A 19,875-nucleotide genomic window follows, 5' to 3' on the forward strand; every position below is an offset into this window, starting at 1 on the left:
CGATGCCCCGCTGGCCCCTGCTGTCCCGTCTGCCGCTGACGCTGCGCGGCGTGGGCGCGCTGGTGCTCGCGGGGGTGTGCGGCGTGCTCGCCCAGCGCTTCGGCATCGCCGAGCTCGCCTACGTCGGCGCGCTGCTGGCGGCAGCCGTGGTCGTCAGCGCCGCCACCCTGTACCTGCTCCCGAGCTCGGCGCGGGTGACCCGCGCCTTCTCCCCCGACGTCGCCGCCACCGGCAGCGAGGTGCGGGTACGGCTCACCGTCGAGATCCGCGCCTCGCTGCCCTCCAGCCAGGCGCGGTGGCGAGACGCCGTGCCCGACGGCGTGATCCCGGCATCCGTTGTCGACTCGGCGCCGGAGGGCATGCTCCCCGCGACCGGCTCGGCGATGGCGGACCCGTCGCGGGTCGAGGTGGACTATGCCGTGCGGGCCGAGCGCCGTGGCCTTCGCCGCGTGGGGCCGCTGGCACTCGTGACGACCGATCCATTCGGCTTCACGCGACGCCGGCGCACGGTCGGCGACACCTCGCCGCTGGTGATCGTGCCGGAGATCGTCGACCTCGACGAACTGCATGATCTCCCCGGTGACGCTGGCGGGAGCACCCGCAGCGTGGCCGACCGGATGGGCCAGGGCGCCGACAACCTCATCCCGCGCACGTATGCGCCCGGCGACTCGATGCGACGCATCCACTGGCGCGCCAGCGCCCACCGCGACGAGCTGATGGTGCGCCAGGAGGAGCAGGAGACCACCCCCGAGGCCGTGGTCGTGCTCGATCGCGGCGCGGCGCGCTGGTCGCCGGCCGCCGGACGCGCCGCCGGCGCGGACCCCGCCTTCGAGACGGCGGTCTCCGCCTGCGTCTCGGCGACGGCGCGACTGGTCCGCGAAGGCTACCTCGTCACCGTCATCGACGCCGACGGCGCCGTACTGTGCGACCCGATCGAGGGCGCCGACACGGCAGGCGTCGAACATCTCGCCGTCGCCCTCGCCACCATCACCGCGCGGCGCGATCTCCCCCTCGACGCGCTCGCCCGGTTGTTCAGCGGGATCGCGGCCGGTCCCGTTATCGTCGTCACCGGTGGCCTGGCGGATGCGGATGTCGTCGCGCTCGCGCCCGTGCCGCACCACAGCACCATGCCGATCCTCCTCCTCGTGTCGGAGGCACAGGAGGTGGAGGCACAGGAGGTGGTGACAGCCGCCGCCGACACCGGGTGGCGCGTCGGCGCGCTGACCGCGGGCGGCGACGTCGCGGCCGCCTGGAGCGACGCCCTGGCGTCGCGCGAGACCCGGAGCGTGCACCGTGCCGCCTCGTGAGCGACGCCGCCGCGGAGAGCTGCGCCTCGCACTGGCGCTGTGGCTCGGCATCCTGAGCACTCTCGTGCCGCTCACCCGCGTCGTGCAGAGCGGCTCGTGGCTGTGGGGCGCGATCGCCCTGCCGTTCGCGCTGCTGGCGCTCGGCTACGGACTGCGCCGGCTGCGACTGCCGGTCATCGTCGTCACGATCATCGAGCTCGCCGCGTGGACCGGCGCGGTCACCGCCGTCTTCTTCCCGGCGAACGCCCTTCTGGGTGTGATCCCGACCGGCGGCATCGTGGAGGCGCTGCCCCGGATGATCACCACGGCATCCGCTCTCATCACGGACGGTGTCGCTCCCCTGACGCCGACGCAGCCGCTCGTGTTCCTCATCGTCGCATCGCTCGGGCTTCTGACCGTCGCCCTCGATCACGTCGTCATCACGGCGCGGATGCCGCTTCTGGCCAGCATCGCCCTGGTCGCCGTCTGGCTCATCCCCGCCATCGCCGTGCCGGCCGGGGTCGACATCGTGGCGTTCGTGGTGCTCGCGGCATCCGTGCTGCTGCTCATCCGCGCCGAGACCCGCACCCGCGAGACACCGAGCGCCGCCGCGTCCCCACGCGCCGTCACCGCGCGCGCCGGCGGCGTCGCGGCCGTCGCCACCTCGATCGGCGCCGTCGCGATCATCGCGGCGCTCGCGGTCGGACCCACGCTGCAAGCGTCGGTTCCCGCGGCGGGGTTCGGCACCTCCACGATGATCGATCCGTCGCTGGATCTCGGCAAAAACCTGCGTCGCCAGGACGGCGCGACGGTGCTCACCCTGCGCACCGACGGCACCAGCGTGCCCTACCTGCGCGTGGCGACGCTGTCGCTGTTCGATGGCACGGTGTGGCAGCCCGATCGCACGAGCACGGTCGATCTGAGCGCAGCGCCGCTAGAGCCCGTCGAGCTCTCGGCGGACATCGCCGTCGTACAGACCCGCACGACCGTCGCGATCAAGAACCTCGCGTCCGCCTACGCGCCCGTCCCGTACCCGGCCACCGAGGTCGACGGATTGGCCGGTGCGTGGCAGTTCGCCCCGTACAACCGCACCGTCGCCGGCGCGGCCGGGGCGACGCAGGGCCAGGAGTACACCGTCGTCTCCGACATCGCCCAGCCGACGCTCGAGCAGATCCGCGCGTCGTCGGCGGGAGGCGCGGGTGTGAGCATCGACGTGGACTCCCTCCCCGCCGGCAGCCCGCCGATCATCGCGCAGCTGGCCCGTCAGGTCACCGCGCAGGCCGACACCGACTACGACAAGCTCATCGCGCTGCAGGACTGGTTCCGCGGTCCGGAGTTCACGTACTCGCTCGACGCGCCCGTGCAGGAGGGCTTCGACGGGCAGGGCGTCGACGCCGTGGCCGCCTTCCTCCAGGCCAAGACAGGATATTGCGTGCACTTCGCGGGCGCCTTCGCTCTCATGGCTCGCAGCCTCGGCATGCCGACGCGGATCGTCGTCGGGTTCCTCCCCGGCTCGTTCACCGGTCAGGTCATCGACGGTCAGCGCGTCATCGATGTGACGGGTCGCCAGCTGCACGCGTGGCCAGAGGTCTCCTTCCGCGGCATCGGCTGGGTCCCGTTCGAGCCGACCAAGGGCCTCGGCACCGAGACGCGCTTCGACAGCGCCGCCTCGACCGCGACCGCGGCGCCGACGACGTCGCCCCGTCCGGAGGCGACCTCCGCGGCCACGCCCGCCCCGACGGCCGACGTGAACGACCCGCAGCAGGGGGCGCAGACGGATGCCGCAGGCTCGGGCCCGACGCTGATCGATCTGCGTCCGCTGCTGAGCATCCTCGGCGCCGTCGTCGTGGTCGCCGCACTGCCGGGGGTGGCGGGGGCGGTGCGGCGGCTCATGCTGCGCCGGCGCGGAACGGTGGCCGCCGCGTGGCGCCTCGTGCAGGACACCGCGATCGACGCGGGTTTGCCGGTGCCGTCGTCGCGCTCGCCACGCGCCTTCGGCGCCTTCCTCGTCAGCGCCGGGGGCGCCCCCGCGACGCCGATGTCTCAGCTCGTGGCCGCCGTCGAGCGGGCGAACTACGCGGCGGACGCGGCCGGCGCGGGCCCGGATGCCGCAGCGATGAGCGCCGCCCTCGGCATCCGATCCGCCATGCTCGCGGCGATGCCGGCGGCGCGGCGGGCGCGCACGCTGGCGCTGCCGTGGTCGCTCGTCGTGCGGCCGGGCTCCGGCCTGGCCGATCGCGACGCGCCGGCCTGAACCGGCGCGTCGCGATCAGTCATCAGCTGCGCGCGAGCGCCGGGGCCTGCTCGTCGGCGTCGTCGGCCGAGTCGTCGGCGAACGGCTCGCCGTCGCGCGGCGCGTCGTACAGCTCGCGGTTCAGGATGCCCTCGCGCTTCGCGACGATCGTGGGCACCAGGGCCTGGCCCGCGACGTTGACCGCGGTGCGGCCCATGTCGAGGATCGGGTCGATCGCGAGGAGCAGACCGACACCCTCCAGGGGCAGGCCGAGGGTGGAGAGGGTCAGCGTGAGCATGACCGTCGCGCCGGTGGTGCCGGCGGTGGCCGCCGAGCCCACGACCGAGACGAGCGCGATCAGCAGGTACGACACGATGTTCAGCTCGATGCCGAAGAACTGGGCGACGAAGATCGCGGCGATCGCCGGGTAGATCGCGGCGCAGCCGTCCATCTTGGTCGTCGCGCCCAGCGGCACCGCGAACGAGGCGTACTCGCGCGGCACGCCGAGGTTGCGCTCGGTCACGCGCTGGGTCAGCGGGAGTGTGCCGATCGAGGAGCGCGAGACGAACCCGAGCTGCACGGCCGGCCAGACGCCGGAGAAGTACTGCTTGATCGACAGGCCGTGGCTCTTGACGAGGATCGGGTAGACGACGAAGAGCACCAGCACGAGGCCTGCGTACACTGCCACGACGAACCAGACGAGCGTGAGCAGCTTGCCGGTGCCGTACTGCACGACCGCCGAGGCGATGAGGCCGAGCGTGCCGAGGGGCGCGATGCGGATGATCCACCAGAGCACCCGCTGCACGATCTTCAGCGACGACTGCGTGAACGCGACGAACGGCTCGGCGCGCTTGCCGACCTTGAGCGCGGCGATGCCGACGGCGACCGAGATGACGATGACCTGCAGCACGTTGAAGCCGACGGTAGAGGTGATCGCACCGGTCGTCTCGCTCGCCGAGCTCGACACGGTGAGGCCGAGGAAGTTCTGCGGGATCAGGCCTTTGAGGAAGTTCCACCACGTACCGACGGTGTAGGGGGCGCCCGTCGTGAGCTGGTCGTGGGCGACGCGGTTACCGGGCTGGATCGTGATGCCCAGGACGATGCCGATCGTCACGGCGATGAGGGCCGTGATCCCGAACCACAGCAGGGTCTGACCCGCCAGCCGCGCGGCGTTGGTCACGTTGCGCAGCTGCGTGATGCTGGCGACGACCGCGAGGAAGATGAGCGGGACGACGGCAGCCTTCAGCAGCGTCACGTAGGACGAACCGATGGTCGACAGGGTCGCGGACAGGCCGTTGGGGTTGCCCGCGGCATCCGGACCGAGGTTCAGGGCGAGGATGCCGAGCAGGATGCCGGCGATCAGCGCGACCGTGATCTGGAAGCCGAACGAGCGGTAGAACGGCTTCTTCGGCTTGGGCGGACGCGCGGCGGGCGCGGTGGTGCTGGTGGAACTCATGAGGGGGGATATCTCCTGTGTCGGCGGATGCCGGGTGGAACTTCGCAGGGTGTCGACGTTACGTCGCGGCCGGTGCACTCGCGAGTCACGATGACGCACGATGACGCGGGTGACACGCGAGCGCGGACCGCCCGTCACTCCAACGGCGGCGATGACCGGTGCATTCCCGGCGGTCGGGATTCGTTTCGCGCGCCCCTCGAGCCGCAGCCGGTCAGCTCAGGCTGGCGATGAGTTCCTGCACCCGCCCCTTGATGTCGTCACGCACCCCGCGGACGACCTCTACGGGCTGGCCCGCCGGGTCGGTCAGCTGCCAATCCTCGTAGCGCTTTCCGGGGAAGATGGGGCATGCATCCCCGCATCCCATCGTGATGACGACGTCGGCCTGGCGCACGGCATCCGTGGTCAGAATCTGCGGGGTGGCCGAGGACAGGTCGATGCCTTCTTCGGCCATCACGGCCACGGCTGCCGGGTTTACCGCATTGCCCGGCTCGCTGCCGGCCGAGAACACATCGATGCGGTCGCCGGCGAGCGCACGGAGGTATCCGGCGGCCATCTGAGAGCGGCCGGCGTTGTGCACGCAGACGAAGAGGACGGCGGGCTTGGTGGAGTCGGTCATGGCATTCCTCGTTCGGGTGTCAGGAGAGGGCGGGCGCGGTCGGGATGATCGAGACGGGCTGAGGCGGCGGTGCGCAGCAGGCGCCGCGACGCGAAGCGCCCGAGGCGTCGAAGAGCCCGGCACCGCCACACACGCCAGTATCGGGCAAGACCAGCTCGACACGCCGTGCGGCCGCGTGATCGCCCGCCACGTCGGCCACGACGCTGCGCACCTGCTCGTACCCGGTGAGCGCGAGAAAGGTCGGCGCGCGGCCGTACGACTTCGCGCCGACGATGAAGAAACCCGGTTCGGGGTGGGCGAGGTCGGCGGCGCCAGTGGCGGCGACCGAGCCGCACGAGTGCACGTTCGGATCCACCTCGGCGGCGATGCGAACGGGAGCCTGCAAGGCGGAGTCGAGCTCCAGACACAGCTCCGACAGGAACGACAGGTCGGGGCGGAAGCCGGTGAGCACGACGGCCCTGTCGGCAGCGAGGTGACGACCGTCCTCCGCCACGAGGACCACGCCATCACCGGCATCCGTGACGCGTTCCACGCGGAACCCCGTCACGAGCGAGACGAGACCGGCATCCACGAACTCCTTCGCCCGGATGCCGAGGGCGCCGCGCGCGGGCAGCTCGTCTGCTTCACCCCCGCCGAACGCCTTCCGCGCGCTCGCACGACGCAGCGCCCAGGTCACCGTCGTGGACGGGTCGCGGCGCGCCATCCGTGCCAGGGCCAGGACCGCGGTGAGGGCGGAATGCCCGGAACCGACGACGACGGTGTGTCTGCCCTCGAATCCGGAGCGATCTCGGAAATCGGGGATGCGGTAGCTGAGCCGGTCGGCCGCCGCGCGCTCGCCGAGAGCCGGCAGACCGTCCGCACCCGCGGGGTTGGGGGTCTCCCACGTACCGGAGGCGTCGATGACGGCGCGTGCCGCGAGGCGATAGTCGTCGCCTCCGGTCGGTCGGACGTGCACCGTGAAGGGCTGATCGCCGCGGCCGGCATCGACGAGGCGGTCGCGTCCCGACCGCGAGACGCCGACGACGCGCGCGCCGTAACGAACACGATCGCCGAGTGCGTCGGCCAGCGGTGCGAGATAGCGACCGATCCACTGCGCGCCGGTGGGGTAGCCGCTCGGCGGCGGTGTCCAGCCCGTCGCGTCAAGGAGGCGAGCGCTGGCGGCATCGACGAGCTCGGACCAGTCGGAGAACAGCCGCACATGGCCCCACTCAGCCACCGCAGCGGCCGGAGTGTCTCCCGCTTCGAGCACGACGACCGGCATCCCGCGTTCGACGAGATGGGCGGCGGCGGCGAGCCCCTGGGGGCCGGCGCCGATCACGACGACGGGCAGTGCGTCATCCACCGGACTCCTCCTTCGTATCGACATCTGTCGATGGGTAAAGATTCCGGCATGCATCGACAGATGTCAATACGAGGTGCACAATCGAAAGATGCCGACGCTGCTGCCCCTCCTGACGAACACCGCCGACGGGTGCAGCTCGACCGCGCCCGTGAACGCACTGACGGCGGATGAGGCAGAGATGCTCGCCCGCACCTTCAAGGCGCTCGGCGACCCCACGCGGGTGCGCCTGCTGTCGCTGATCGCCGCATCGCCGGGCGGTGAAGCATGCATCTGCGATCTCACCGCACCGGTCGGCCTCTCCCAGCCGACCGTGTCCCACCACATGAAGCTTCTCGTGGATGCCGGGCTCGCCACGCGTGAGCAGCGCGGGCGCTGGGCGTACTTCCGGGTCGTCGCCGATGCCCTCGACCAGGCCGCGAATGCTCTCCGCCCGTGAAGGCGGTCGCGATCCGCGCGATGCGGCCCGAAGATTGGCCGGAGGTGGAGGCGATCTATCACGAAGGCCTCGCCACGGGAAACGCAAGCTTCGAGGCTGAGCCGCCCGTGTGGGAGGCCTTCGACACCGGCAAGCTCGGCGTCGGCCGGTTGGTCGCCGTCGACGCCGACGGCGGCGTCACCGGCTGGGTCGCCGCATCCGCCGTCTCGACCCGCGAGGTGTACCGCGGCGTCGTCGCGGGTCAGTGGCGCGACACGATCCTGGTCGAACGTCGCCGCCCCGACGGAGCGCCGTCACGCGAGAACCCCGCCCAGGCTTTCGCGTGGACGGGGTTCTCGGCTGAGCGGAAGTGACAGGATTTGAACCTGCGAGGCGAGTTACCCCGCCTACATGGATTCCAGCCATGCTCCTTAGGCCGCTCGGACACACTTCCGTCGACGATCCTATCAGCCGCCGCGACGGCCGTTGTCGCTCACGCGGTCGCGAGAAGGTCCCCGGCCAGAAGCAGCTGCGGCACCTGCGTGAACCGCCACGCCCCGGCATCCGCGGGGCTGAGGCACCACACCAGGTCGAATCGATCCCCCGGCCACGCGGCGGGCGGGGGGGGTCGATCGATCCGAGGTGGCTCAGGATGTCGGGGATCAGCTCGTGCTCCCAGGCGACGAGCGTGCACCCCGTCGTCGTACGCAGCGCCGCGGCAAGCGCGGCCGTGTCGTCCTTCTTCCACGTCGTCTCCAGAGCGAGCCCCAACCTCGCGGCCAGCGGCGTCACCGTCTGCGCAGGGCGTTTGCTCCCCGCGGAGCACGCCGAGAGCGTCAGCGCCGCTGCAGAACCCACGCCCGCGGTCAGGAGGGTCCGTCGCGAGAGTGCGTCGCGCGCCTGCCGACGTTCGTCCATGTGTTCCTTCTCCGATCGTGCTCGCCGATCGTCACACGCCGGTCCGCGCCAACTCCACGGACCGAGCAGGTTCATCGGGCGTGCTGACGAAACGCCCAGCAGCCACACGGAACGCGGGGTCGCAAACGGCGCTCACGACGTCGCGCGCACCGCAGATCGCGCCACCGTTCCGGGCCCGCGCCGCCGCGGGCACAGGGCGCCCCGCCTAAATCGGCAGCCTAGATCGGCAGCGGTATGCGCCGGGTCCGGGCGCCCAGGTCCCACGGCTCGGTCCAGCCGAGCCGGTCGAACAGCGCGTCGATCACCATCGCGGTGAAACCCCAGACGAGATGACCCTGCACCTCGAAGGCGGGCCCGCGCCACGTCTGTCCGTCACGCTCGATGACGGTCACCCCGCGGTTGCGCGCATCGAGCAGGTCGGCGACCGGCGCGCGGAACACGGCGGCCGACTCGGCGTCGTCGACGACGCGAACGGGCGACGGATGCCGCCACCACCCCAGCACGGGAGTCACCAGGTGCCCGGAGAACTCCAACGGCACCGGCGGCAGCGCGCCCAGCACCTCGACGCCGGCCGGATCGAGCCCCGTCTCCTCCTCGGCTTCGCGCAGTGCGGCCGCGATGGGCCCGGCATCCGCGGGGTCGAGGCGTCCTCCGGGAAACGCAACCTGTCCCGGATGAGCGCGGAGCGTGGTCGCACGCTCCAGCAGCAGCACGTCGAGGTCGCGCGAGACCGCGGCATCCTGCGCCGCGTGTGCGCTCTGTACGTCATCGAGCACGCCGAACAGAATCAGCACCGCGGCGGCGCGCGGCGAGACGCCTGCGGGCAGGTGCCGCAGCGGGGCTGTCCAGTCCCGGCCATCGCGAGCCAGAGCGGTCAGCTCGGCGCGTGCCCCGACGACGGGAGCGGCGGAGTCGGAGGGCACCCGTTCAGGCTACGACGCGCCGACCGCTACGGCGACGCACGGAACTCACCCGAAGCGAAAGGAGGGGCCCGGTCAAGGAGAACGCCCTCGGTAGGGTGGTCTCTCGTGACCTCGCCTGCACCGCGGATCGGCATCGTCGTCACCGACGCCGCCTTCTACTCCGACGAAGACCCCGACCACGACACGCCGATCCTCCTCGACGCGCTCCGTGCTCGCGGCGCGGCGGCCGAGGCCGTCGTCTGGCACGACGCCACCGTCGATCTCGCCGCCTTCGATCTGCTCGCGGTCCGCTCTCCGTGGGACTACCCCGAGCGTCCCGATGAGTTCCAGGCGTGGCTCGAGCGCGCGGCGGCATCCACCCGCGTCGTCAACGCTCCGGCGACGATGCGCTGGAACCTCGACAAGCACTACCTCTCCGACCTCGAAGGCGCCGGCATCCGCGTGGTGCCGACCGCGTACGCGACGAGCGTCGATGACGTCCGCGCGGCGCTGGCCGCGCACGCCCGGGTCGTCGTGAAGCCGGCGGTATCGGCGGGGGCGCGCGACACCGGCCTCTTCGACGCCGACGACGAGCGGGCGCTCGAGCTGGCGACACGGATCATCGAGGCCGGCGGCACCGCGATGATCCAGCCCGAGGTGCCCGAGCTGTCCCGCGGGTGGGAGAAGGCGCTCTACCTGATCGACGGACGCTTCACGCACGCCATCTCCAAGGGTGCGCTGCTGGAGGTGGGCGGCGGACTCATCGGCGGCGTCTACGAGGAACATCCCGAGCAGGTGCCCGCCTACGACGACGAGATCGCCTTCGCCACCGCCGTCGTGCAGGCCGTGCAGACGGTCACCGGCGGCCCGCTCCCCCTGTACGCCCGCGTCGACACGGTGCGCTCGCGCGCATACGGGCTGGCGCTGCTGGAGGTCGAACTCGTCGAACCCGCCCTCAACCTGCACGTCGCGCCGCACGCCACCGATGCCGTGGTCGACGCGCTGCTCACCGCGGCAACGGGCTGAGCGCCCTAGCGGCGCCGGCGCCGACCGCGCGGCAGGAGGCTGACGACGAGCGGGACGAGCGACGCGATCATCATCGCCACACCGAAGACCTCGTCGGTCACCCGCAGCAGGATGCCGCCGATGAGCAGGATGCCGAAGACCACCGCCGCGAGTCCCCGCTGGGCGATCCGCTCCAGGCGGTCGAGCCGGCGTTCCAGGCGCGACATGTCGACCGACACCGTGCCCTCCTCGAAACCCGTGATGAGTCCGTCGAGGCGTCCGGGCAGACGCCACGCGGTCGTGGCGACCTCCGCGACCTGCGCGAGCGCGTCCTTCACGACGTTGCCGCCCTCATCACGCAGCACCTGACCGGCGAACGGCTCGATGCTCTCCCAGATGTTGTACTCGGGCTCCAGCGTGCTGCAGACGCCCGAGGTGAGCGAGATCGCGCGCACGATCAGCAGGAAGTTCTCCGGCAGCTGGAACGGCAGGCTCCGCACGACATCGCCGAACTCCTCCGCGAAGTCGCGGAACTCGCGGGGATCGACCTCGCGCAGTTGCGCGAATCCCATGCCGCCGAAGCGGGCGAACAGTTTCGCGTAGGCACGCTCGAGCTCGCGGGTGTCGGCGCCGGGCAAGAGCGCGCCGACATCGAGAATGCCCTGCACCAGTCTCTTGCTGTCGCGAGCCGCGACGGCCAGCAGCACGGTACGAAGCCCTGAGCGCAGCCGGTCGTCGACGATGCCCATCATGCCGAAGTCGATGAAGGTCAGTGTCCACGCCGGCGCCGCGGCATCCGCGCCGGCGGGGCGGGGCGTCACGAAGACGTTGCCCGGGTGCGGATCGGCGTGGAAGAAACCCGTGCGGAACAGCTGCGTGAACATGGTCGTCGCGAAGACCTCGGCCACCTCCACGGGATCGATGCCGGCCGCGCGCAGGCCCGCGACGTCGGAGATCTTGATCGCCGTCACATCCTGCAGCGTCAGAACCTTGCGCGTCGAGCGCTCCCAGACGACCTCCGGCACGGCGACGGCGGGGTCATCCGCCACGTCCGCGCCGAATCGCTCGGCGTTCTGCGCTTCGTGCAGGTAGTCGATCTCCTCGCGCGATGTCGCGGCGAACTCCTCGGCCAGCGCGGGCGCATCGACGCGGTCCGAGACGAGCCGCACGCGACTCAGCCACCCTGCGACTCGGCGCAGCGCCGCCAGGTCGACGTCGACGATCTCGTCGATCCCCGGGCGCTGCACCTTCACGACGACGGCGCCGAATCCGCTCAGCGTCGCATCTGCCGGCGTCAGTCGGGCGCGGTGCGCCTGCCCCAGGGATGCCGCGGCCACAGGAGTCTCGTCGAACCAGGCATACGCGCGCTCCAGCGGCATCCCGAGCTGCGCCTCGGCGGCGGCACGGATGTCCGCGAACGGCACCGGCGGCACCTCGTCCTGCAGCCCCTCCAGCTCCTTCGTGATCTCCGGCGGCAGCACGTCCAGGCGCGAGGACATGAACTGGCCGACCTTGATCATGAGACCGCCGAGGTCGACGGCGAGCGCGTGGAAGCGGCGGGCGATGCGCTGCATCCGCGCGCTGCGCGACCGCTCGGCGAGGCGCCCGAGGCCCACGCGCGGCAGGAACAGGTCGTACCACCAGGTCTGCGCCAGCGAAAGTGCGGCGAAGCGGAGGATGCGCCGGTACCGCGCGCGTGAGCCGGACTGCACCGCCGATCAGCCCTGTGCGAGCAGCGCGTACACGCGGCGACGGGCCTCGTCGAGGATCTCGACGGCGCTCTGCACCTGCTCGGGCGTGCCGGTGCGCCCCACCTGCCCGACCGCCTGCGCGAGCGCGAAGCCGGCCTTCGGCAGCGCGCTCATGCGGCCGCCGTCGCGCTGACTCGGTGTCTCCCAGGGCGCCGGACGGTCCGCGGAGGCTTCTGCCTCGGCGCGACCGGCGTCGGTGAGCGCATACGTCTTTCGGCCGTTCGCCTCCTCGGCGACGATCAGGCCCTCGTCGGCGAGCATCTGCAGCGTCGGGTACACCGAGCCGGCGCTGGGCTTCCAGGCGCCGTCGCTGCGCTGCTCGATCTCCTGGATGATCTGGTAGCCGTGCATCGGCTGCTCGGCGAGCAGGGCCAGCACCGCGGCGCGTACGTCGCCGCGTCCCATGCGGGGTCCGGTGCGCTGCTCGAAGGATGCGCGGAGATTCTCCATCGCGTCCCACATGCCAGCCGACCCAGCCGCGAAGGGGCCGGAGCCGAACCCCCGTCCGCCGAAGCCCGGACCGGAGAATGAACCGTTCATGATGCCTCCCGAAATCGCGCCGACCACTCGGCGATAGTGAACGATATATCGTTCACCTGTGTTCGCGCCGTGAGTTCGTGCGTCCTCAGCCGAGGAACTCGGCCGGGTCGAACTCCTCGATGGGGATGACGCGCACGCGCGGCAGTTGGGCGTCGAAGGCGTGCACGTCGTACTCGAGATCGAAGAACTCGATGCCGGGAACGGCGGCGAACTCGCTGCTGCGGAACTCGTGGAACCCGATCAGCCCGACGCGGCGGTCATCGTCGACGAGGGATGCGAGGTCGTCGACGAAGTCGCGGTCGTGACTGACGAGGACGACGTCGCCGCTGCGATCCTCGAGAGCCCGGAGCGTCCGCTGGATGGCGAGGTCGACGACCTTCGCGTCGGCCGGACCCGACAGCGGCACCGGGGTGTAGCCGAGCGCCAGCAGCGCCTGCACGAACGGCATGGGCAGATGAGTCGACGCGTTGAGGAAGAAAAGGCCGCGTACCGGCTGCTGCCAGCGCTCCTCGATGAAGCTCAGCAGACGATCCCACCGGGGGCGCTCGTCGGGCTGCGGGCGACGGCCCAGGATCGATCCGCCGAGCGTGGCATCGATGTTCTCGCCGTCGACGAGGATCCAGCTGGTGCGATCCGTCACGTTGCCTCCCTCGGCATCCGCGCGCACCCACCCGGGCCGCGCCCTTCGACGCTAGCAGGGGCGCGCTGACTCACCGGTCGCTGCGGGCGAACAGCCGCCGCAGCACGAAGAAGACGATCACCGCGACGACCAGCACCACGACGAGCTTCGCCACGAACCACAGCACGCTGAAGATGACGTTGACGATCACCCAGGCGATCGCGATCGCCACGATCACGCCGACGATGCTCCAGAGAGTGCTCTTGCTCATGCCTCCAGCGTAGGGGCGTGCGCCGTCGCGCCGCGCGTCAAGCGGCCGCCAGCGCGGCGGCGATCGGCGTCGAGCCGGTGTTGAAGCTCACGGTGCGCCCTCGCGTCGCCGGCTCGTCGACCGCGGCCGCGAGCACCGCGGCGACGTCGGCGCGCGACACCGAGGTGCCCGACGGGGCAGTGGTCTCGATCATCCCGGTGGGGTCATCGTCGGTCAGGGTCGACGGCACCAGGATCGTGTACTCGACGCCGCTGGCGCGCAGATGCGCATCGGCAGCAGCCTTCGCCTCGGCGTAGGCGAAGAAGCCGTTGTCGGGGTCGACGCCATGGTCGGGCCCGGCACCGAAGTACGACACCATGACGAACCTGTCGACGTTCGCCGTCGCGGCGGCGTCGATCGTGCGGATCGCCGCGTCGCGGTCGACGGCGTACGTGCGTGCCGCATCGCCGCCCCCGGCGCCCGCCGACCAGACGACGACGTCGAACCCGCGGACGAGGCCGGTCAGCTGGGCGAGGTCGAGACTCGCAACGTCGGCCACCACGGGATGCGCACCCGCCGTCGTCACGTCATCGACGTGGCCCGCGGTGCGGATGACCGCGCTGACCTCGTGGCCGGCCCGAGCGAGCAGCGGCTCGGCCTTCAGCGCCACCTTGCCGTGTCCGCCGATGATGAGGATGCGTGCCATGGTTCCAGCGTACGCGGCGCCACCTACGCTGGAACCATGACCGCCACGACTGCCCTCGTCCTCGTCGCCAACGCTGCAGACGGCTCCCTCTCGACCTTCCGTCTCACCGACGGCACACTGGAGCGCATCGCCGTGACCGAGGGGCTGACGGGGTGCTCCACGTTCGCCGTGGACGCTACGCGCGACCTCGTCTACGCGGCGGTCAAGGGGGATCCTGCCGGCATCGTCACCCTCTCGCTCGATCGCACGAGCGGTGAGCTCACCCCCCTCTCGCGCCGCGATCTGCCCGCCGGCGGCATGAACTACCTCGCCCTCACGCGTGATGGATCGGCATTGCTCGGAGCAAGCTACGGCGGCGGCTACGGCATCCTCTCCCCCGTCACCGACGGCACCGTCGGCGAGCCGGTATCGGAGATCTCCTACCCGAATCTGCACTCCGTGCTGCCCAGCGCCGACGGCCGTTTCGCCTACTTCGTCTCGCTCGGGGCCGACCTCGTCGCCCAGTACGCGATCGCCGACGAGCTCGCCCTCGTCCCGCTGGAGCCCGCGACCGCGGCGGCTCCCGCCGGCAGCGGACCGCGCCATCTGCTGGTGAACGACACGCAGGATGCCGTCTACGTCATGACCGAGTTCTCCGGCGAGGTGCTGCATTACGCCCGCGATACGGCGACCGGCACGCTGGAGCTGGTGGGCGCGGCATCCGCCTTCGACCGTTCGAAGGGTCTCGGCCACGGCGAGTTCGGCGCCGATCCCCTCGCCCATCACTTCATCTGGGGCGCCGACCTGCACGCCGGCGCGGACGGCCGCGTGCTGTGGGCGTCGGAGCGCACCGAGAGCACGCTCGCCGCGGTTCCGGTGGCCGCCGACGGCACCGTCTCGGATGCCGCGACCTTCACCGTCACCGAGCAGCAGCCCCGCGGCTTCGCCACGAGCGCCGACGGCCGCTACCTCGTGGCCGCCGGCGAGAAGTCGACGACGGTCTCGCTGTATGCCGTCGACGGCGAGCGCCTGGAACTGCTGCAGCGCGCCGAGACCGGCAACGGCGCCAACTGGGTGCGCTTCATCGACTGACGCCCCGTCGTCCGTCCCGCCTCGCCGCATTCGCCGACCGATGACGACCAGAGCGGACGGATGAACCGCCTCAGAGGCCGACCATCTCCGCGCTGCGCTCCCACAGGCGCGCGGCGATGACCGGATCGGCGGCGACCGGCGAGGTGCGCGCCAGGCGGTTGGCGACGTAGTAGCCGCCGTGCTCCCAGTCCAGACCCGGCTTGCCCAGCGCGAGCCAGGCCAGCCGCGCCCCGCCGACATCGGTCGAGGTCAGCAGCCGGCTGGTCACGGGATTGGTGTACATGAAGCGCCACGGTCCCTTGGCCGTAGCCGCGAAGCTGCTGCCGATCACGCCCGGGTGGAATGCGGCCGCCGCCACACCGTCGTCGCCCCAGCGCCGCTCGATCTCCTTCGTGAACAGGATGTTCGCGAGCTTCGCGTTGCCGTATGCCGAGCTCGCAGAATATCGCCGCTCGGCGTTGAGGTCGTCGATGTCGAAGCGCGAGAAACGTCGCGCGGCGACGCTCGAGGTCTGGATGACCGCGGCTCCCGCGTCGACGAGGCGATCGCGCAGCAGATTGGTGAGCAGGAACGCCGCCAGATGGTTCGTCTGGAAGGTCGCCTCGAATCCGTCGACCGTGACGGTGCGATCGCCGAAGATGCCGCCCGCGTTGTTCGCGAGCACGTCGATGCGCGGATAGCTCGCCCGCAGTTCATCGGCGAGCGCGCGCACCTGCGCGAGGACGGCGAAGTCGGCGACGTGGAACGGCATGCCGATCCCCTCGGCCACCTGCCGGGTCCGCCGCGGGTCGCGCCCGACAACCACCACTCGCTGCCCGGCCAGGGCGAGCTGTCGGGCCGCGGCGGCACCGATGCCGCTGCTGGCTCCGGTGATCACGATCGTGCGGGGCTCGTTCTCGGTCACCCCGGGAGTCTACGTCCGCCGACGAAGGCTCCTGCCGGGCCGCCCCCTGCATGACCGCGACCCGACAGGAGTTCAGGGGGTCAGGGCGAGGGGATGCCGCCGTTGACGTTAAGCGTTTCGCCGATGACATAGCTGGACTCGGCCGATGCGAGGAACACGTAGGCGGGGGCGAGTTCGGCGGGCTGGCCCATTCGCCCGAGCGCGGTGTCCTCGCCGAAGCTGTCGAGCTTGTCCTGCGGCTGGCCGTCGGTGGGCTGCAGCGCCGTCCAGATCGGCCCGGGCGCGACCGCGTTGACGCGGATGCCGCGCGGCGCGATCTGTTGGGCGAGTGCCTTCGTGAACGCATTGATCGTGGCCTTCGTCGACGCGTAGTCGACGAGCACATCGGAGGGCTTGTACGCCTGGATGGAGGTCGTGTTGATGATCGACGAGCCCGGTTCGAGGTGCGCGAGGGCGGCCTTGGTGATCCAGAACATCGCGTACACGTTGGTCTTGAAGGTGGCGTCGAACTGCTCGTCGCTCAGCGTCGCGAGGTCGTCGTTGAAGATCTGCTTGCCGCCGTTGTTGACGAGGATGTCGAGTCCGCCGAGACCCTCCACGGTCTTCTCGACCAGATCCCGGCAGTACGCGGCATCCTTCAGATCGCCGGGAAAGGTGAGCGCGGTGACACCGGCGTCGCGGATGAGCCCGGCGACGCGGCGCGCATCCTCCTCTTCTTCGGGCAGATAGGAGATCGCGACGTCGGCGCCTTCGCGCGCGAACGCGATCGCGGTGGCGGCGCCGATGCCCGAGTCGCCGCCGGTGATGAGGGCGCGGCGGCCGCGCAGACGACCGGTTCCGCGGTAGGTGTCCTCGCCGAGGTCCGGACGGGGCGTCAGTTCGGCCTCGAGGCCGGGTTCCGGCATCCGCTGCTTCTGCGGCTCGATGTCGGCATAGAGGGCGGCCGGGTCGGTGAACGTGTACTGGTCGCGGGTCATTCCGGCAGTCTCGGCGACCGGGCGCCGCCGCGCAGGTGGATTGACAGTGCCGTCGGGCGGTGTTAGCGCGCGCGGGCGCGTTCGTCCGTCCCGTCGTGCCGCCATGCCTCGTCCACAGCGACATCTGCGGCCGGACGGGCGGGGGCGGCGCGGCCGCGGCGTGCGATCGCGACGTTCACGACTCCCAGCGACAGGACGATCGCCGCTGCCAGGGCGGGCACGACCATCGCGACGCCCAGCGAAACCTCTTCGGCGATCCAGCCGGTGGCCGCCGCAGCGAGCGCCTGCGCGAGAGTGAGGGCGGAGCTGAGCAGCGTCATGGTCGTCGCCGATCGTCCGAGCGGGGCACGCTCACCCGCGAGCGAGAACAGCGTCACCAGCGTCGGCCCGACGCCGAGCCCCATGACGAGCAGCCAGCCGGCGACCACGCCGAGGCTCGACGAGGTCGCATACCCGACGGATGCCGCCGTCAGCACTCCCGCGAAGGCGAGCCAACGGTGGCGCAGGGCGAAGCGCGCGGGCAGCAGCACGACGCCGAGGGCCAGCACCGCGGAGCCGATGCCCATGAGCCCGTAGAGCAGGCCCGCCTGCGCCTCGTCGCCCGCAGCCCGCGCGAAGGCCGTCAGTGACGTCAGCGCCGCGCCGAAGAACATTCCCACCCCGAACGTCGCCGCCACCAGCACGAGCATCGAGGGCGTCAGCACCGCGCGGAAGGCGGCGCGCTCCGCCGCGGTGTCGGCGCGACTCTGCAGCAGGCGCGCGGTGGGGTGCAGCGCGAACGCGAGCACGAAGCCGAAGCTGAGCGCTGCGGCTACCGCGATCGGAGCCCACGGTGCGATGAGGGCTGCGAGGATGCCGACCAGGAACGGGCCGATGACGAAGGCCGTCTCGTCGGCAGCCGACTCGTACGACATCAGCCGCGAGGTCGTCTTCGTGCGCCGCTCGGGAGCGATGCGCGCGGCGACGATGGCCAGCAGCCGGCTGCGCGACATGGCCGCCGCCTGCGGTCCGGTCAGCCCGATCGCCAGAGCCGCCGCCAGGATCACGCCCGGGGGCGCCTCCGCCGTCGCCACCAGCGGGAACAGCGCGAGCAGGATGCCGTTGGCGAGCCCCACCGGGACGAGCACGCGCCGCTGTCCGTGTCTGTCCACGAGATCGCCCATGATGGGGCCCGCGATGACGACGCCGATGCCGACGGCGGCCGAGGTGAGCCCGCCGAAGCCGACCGAATCGGTCGCGTGGACGACGAGCATGAGCACGCCGACGGTCATCATCGCAAAGGGCAGACGTGCAACGAATGCGATCGGCCAGTAGGCCCATCCGGTGTGCGCGATCAGCGACGAACGACCGCTGGCGGTCGAGGGGTGGTGCACGGGGTTCCTTCGGGACATGGGCTCGTTGTTCACGTGCCGCCTTGCCCTCCGAACGAATCCGGGGCCGGGTGCCGTCCGCGACGCCGCGGTCGGATGGCTGGGTGGAGCAGGTAGATGCACTTCGCGCTCCGCGAGGGAGCATGACACTCGAGTGTACCGGATGGATATCTCCGGCGGTCTGACCACACGACGAAATCGGAGTATCATCGAACGGTCCCCGACCGCCAGCGACAACGGCGCCGCATCCTCACAGATGGGCACCGCATGTCACTCGCCACCTCCTCCCTGCCGATTCCGGTCACCGCGGCCACCCGTCGCACACACCTGACGCCATGGGTACGGGTGAGCGCCGCCGTCTTCGCCGTGGCATGGGGCGGCAACGAGTTCACGCCGCTGCTGGTCACCTACCGGCTGGAGCAGCACCTCAGCGCTCTGACCGTGAACCTCCTCCTCGGCGCGTATGTCCTCGGCATCGTGCCGGCCCTGCTCATCGGCGGCCCCCTCTCGGATCGGTTCGGCCGCCGGGCCCTCGCCCTGCCCGCGCCCGTCCTCGCACTCACCGGCTCTGCCGTTCTCGCCGCCGGCGGCGGGTCGGCCGCGCAACTCTTCACAGGCCGGGTCTTCTCGGGCCTCGCGCTCGGTCTCGTGATGGCCGTGGGCACGGCGTGGATCAAAGAGCTCTCGGCAGCTCCGTTCGACGCCGACGCCGACGCCGGCGCCGGTGCGCGCCGCGCGGCGCTCGTGCTGACGGTCGGGTTCGCTCTGGGAGCCGCGGTGGCAGCCGCCATCGCGCAATCGGGAACGGCTCCCGAGGTGCTGCCCTACCTCGTCAACGTCGCGCTGTGCGCGCTCGCTCTCGCGCTCATGTGGTCGGCCCCCGAGACGCGCACGCGCAGCGCGCACCCCGGTCGACTGCGCGAAGACCTCCGCATCCCGGCGGCGACTCACCGCCGGTTCGTGTTCGTCGTCGCCCCGCTCGCCCCGTGGGTGTTCGGCACGGCGGCGAGCGCCTATGCGATCCTGCCCGTGCTCTTCTCCGCCCAGGTGCCCGGCTTCGAAGTCGGGTTCGCGGGTCTGCTGTGTCTCATCGCGCTCGGATGCGGTGTGGCAGCCCAGAGCCTCGTGCGGCGCATCGATCGGGCCGGCAGCGCGCGGACGATCGTCGCCTCATTCGCGGCGACGACGATCGGGCTGGCCCTGGCGGCGGGAGCTGCGGTGAGCATGTCGCTGCCCGTCGCGATCATCGCCGCCGCAGCCCTCGGCACGGCCTACGGATTCCTGCTGGTGACCGGACTGCAGGAGGTGCAGCGCATCGCCGGCCCCGACGATCTGGCAGGTCTGACCGCCGTCTACTACTCGCTCAGCTACCTCGGCTTCTTCGTGCCCGCCGTCCTCGCCTCGCTCAGCCCGATGATCGGCTATCCGCTGCTGTTCGGCGCGGGCGCCCTGTTCGCCCTCGTCAACCTGCTGGCGACGTCCGCCGCACACCGCCGCTACTGAGGTCGACGGCG

At 71.3% G+C, this 19,875-nt stretch carries 19 protein-coding genes and 1 tRNA gene; 7 read left to right on the forward strand and 13 right to left on the reverse strand.

Translation table 11 applies throughout. The features are described 5' to 3' along the window. Positions 1-2 precede the first annotated feature (2 nt). Together JOE53_RS09955 and JOE53_RS09960 are read left to right on the forward strand one after the other, a co-directional pair. Complete coding sequence (locus JOE53_RS09955) at positions 3-1,307, forward strand: DUF58 domain-containing protein (RefSeq protein ID WP_204947587.1); 1,305 nt, start codon at positions 3-5, stop codon at positions 1,305-1,307. After that, a complete protein-coding gene (locus tag JOE53_RS09960; RefSeq protein WP_204947589.1) occupies positions 1,294-3,540 on the forward strand; it encodes a transglutaminase family protein in 2,247 nt (748 codons plus the stop codon). Before JOE53_RS09955 ends, JOE53_RS09960 begins: the two co-directional genes overlap by 14 nt. Positions 3,541-3,562: 22 nt before the next feature. Here the strand turns inward: JOE53_RS09960 and JOE53_RS09965 are convergent, their stop codons facing one another. The 3 genes from JOE53_RS09965 to JOE53_RS09975 form a co-directional block, all read right to left on the reverse strand. Further along, positions 3,563-4,975 carry a dicarboxylate/amino acid:cation symporter gene (locus JOE53_RS09965; protein WP_204947591.1) on the reverse strand — a complete coding sequence of 471 codons (1,413 nt, stop codon included), beginning with the start codon at positions 4,973-4,975 and terminating at the stop codon, positions 3,563-3,565. 211 nt (positions 4,976-5,186) lie between these two features. Beyond that, positions 5,187-5,591, reverse strand: coding sequence for an arsenate reductase ArsC (locus JOE53_RS09970; RefSeq protein ID WP_005051312.1), 405 nt, complete (start codon positions 5,589-5,591; stop codon positions 5,187-5,189). 19 nt (positions 5,592-5,610) lie between these two features. Next, positions 5,611-6,933, reverse strand: coding sequence for an FAD-dependent oxidoreductase (locus JOE53_RS09975; RefSeq protein ID WP_204947592.1), 1,323 nt, complete (start codon positions 6,931-6,933; stop codon positions 5,611-5,613). Positions 6,934-7,021: 88 nt separating this feature from the next. Between JOE53_RS09975 and JOE53_RS09980 the strand changes: the two genes are divergently transcribed. Together JOE53_RS09980 and JOE53_RS09985 are read left to right on the forward strand one after the other, a co-directional pair. Then, complete coding sequence (locus JOE53_RS09980) at positions 7,022-7,369, forward strand: ArsR/SmtB family transcription factor (RefSeq protein ID WP_204947594.1); 348 nt, start codon at positions 7,022-7,024, stop codon at positions 7,367-7,369. 44 nt (positions 7,370-7,413) lie between these two features. Further along, positions 7,414-7,722, forward strand: coding sequence for a GNAT family N-acetyltransferase (locus JOE53_RS09985; protein ID WP_233449541.1), 309 nt, complete (start codon positions 7,414-7,416; stop codon positions 7,720-7,722). Here the strand turns inward: JOE53_RS09985 and JOE53_RS09990 are convergent. Together JOE53_RS09990 and JOE53_RS09995 are read right to left on the reverse strand one after the other, a co-directional pair. Further along, positions 7,714-7,802 (reverse strand) — tRNA-Ser (locus tag JOE53_RS09990). The genes JOE53_RS09985 and JOE53_RS09990 overlap by 9 nt on opposite strands. 682 nt (positions 7,803-8,484) lie before the next feature. Continuing rightward, positions 8,485-9,189 carry an NUDIX hydrolase gene (locus JOE53_RS09995; protein WP_204947598.1) on the reverse strand — a complete coding sequence of 235 codons (705 nt, stop codon included), beginning with the start codon at positions 9,187-9,189 and terminating at the stop codon, positions 8,485-8,487. A gap of 105 nt (positions 9,190-9,294) precedes the next feature. Here JOE53_RS09995 and JOE53_RS10000 point away from each other — a divergent pair, with 105 nt between their 5' ends. Beyond that, entirely contained in the window at positions 9,295-10,194 is a 900-nt protein-coding gene (locus JOE53_RS10000; protein WP_204947600.1) for an ATP-grasp domain-containing protein, read from the forward strand. 5 nt (positions 10,195-10,199) lie between these two features. Here the strand turns inward: JOE53_RS10000 and JOE53_RS10005 are convergent, their stop codons facing one another. From JOE53_RS10005 to JOE53_RS10025, 5 genes are all read right to left on the reverse strand, one after another. After that, complete coding sequence (locus tag JOE53_RS10005; RefSeq protein WP_204947602.1) at positions 10,200-11,885, reverse strand: ABC1 kinase family protein; 1,686 nt, start codon at positions 11,883-11,885, stop codon at positions 10,200-10,202. Between the two features lie 6 nt (positions 11,886-11,891). Then, the gene (locus JOE53_RS10010; RefSeq protein ID WP_036286431.1) at positions 11,892-12,464 is read right to left on the reverse strand and encodes a PadR family transcriptional regulator; all 573 of its coding nucleotides are present in this window, start codon (positions 12,462-12,464) and stop codon (positions 11,892-11,894) included. Positions 12,465-12,549: 85 nt separating this feature from the next. After that, positions 12,550-13,104, reverse strand: a complete 555-nt coding sequence (locus JOE53_RS10015) for an NYN domain-containing protein (RefSeq protein ID WP_036286430.1) — start codon at positions 13,102-13,104, stop codon at positions 12,550-12,552. 70 nt (positions 13,105-13,174) lie between these two features. After that, on the reverse strand, positions 13,175-13,354 hold the full coding sequence (locus JOE53_RS10020; RefSeq protein ID WP_036286225.1) for a hypothetical protein: 180 nt from the start codon (positions 13,352-13,354) through the stop codon (positions 13,175-13,177). Between the two features lie 37 nt (positions 13,355-13,391). Further along, entirely contained in the window at positions 13,392-14,039 is a 648-nt protein-coding gene (locus JOE53_RS10025) for an NAD(P)H-binding protein (RefSeq protein WP_204947604.1), read from the reverse strand. Between the two features lie 36 nt (positions 14,040-14,075). Between JOE53_RS10025 and JOE53_RS10030 the strand changes: the two genes are divergently transcribed. Beyond that, complete coding sequence (locus JOE53_RS10030; RefSeq protein ID WP_204947605.1) at positions 14,076-15,110, forward strand: lactonase family protein; 1,035 nt, start codon at positions 14,076-14,078, stop codon at positions 15,108-15,110. 70 nt (positions 15,111-15,180) lie between these two features. Here the strand turns inward: JOE53_RS10030 and JOE53_RS10035 are convergent, their stop codons facing one another. The 3 genes from JOE53_RS10035 to JOE53_RS10045 form a co-directional block, all read right to left on the reverse strand. After that, entirely contained in the window at positions 15,181-16,014 is an 834-nt protein-coding gene (locus JOE53_RS10035; RefSeq protein WP_061682691.1) for an SDR family NAD(P)-dependent oxidoreductase, read from the reverse strand. Positions 16,015-16,094: 80 nt separating this feature from the next. Further along, positions 16,095-16,991, reverse strand: a complete 897-nt coding sequence (locus tag JOE53_RS10040; protein ID WP_061682689.1) for an SDR family oxidoreductase — start codon at positions 16,989-16,991, stop codon at positions 16,095-16,097. 62 nt (positions 16,992-17,053) lie between these two features. Continuing rightward, positions 17,054-18,382, reverse strand: a complete 1,329-nt coding sequence (locus JOE53_RS10045) for an MFS transporter (RefSeq protein WP_233449542.1) — start codon at positions 18,380-18,382, stop codon at positions 17,054-17,056. A 246-nt stretch (positions 18,383-18,628) separates the two neighbouring features. On the opposite strand from JOE53_RS10045, the gene JOE53_RS10050 reads away from it, so the two are divergent. Further along, positions 18,629-19,864, forward strand: coding sequence for an MFS transporter (locus tag JOE53_RS10050; RefSeq protein WP_204947608.1), 1,236 nt, complete (start codon positions 18,629-18,631; stop codon positions 19,862-19,864). The last annotated feature ends 11 nt before the right edge of the window (positions 19,865-19,875 follow it).

The organism is Microbacterium laevaniformans (assembly GCF_016907555.1).
GTDB lineage: Bacteria > Actinomycetota > Actinomycetes > Actinomycetales > Microbacteriaceae > Microbacterium > Microbacterium laevaniformans.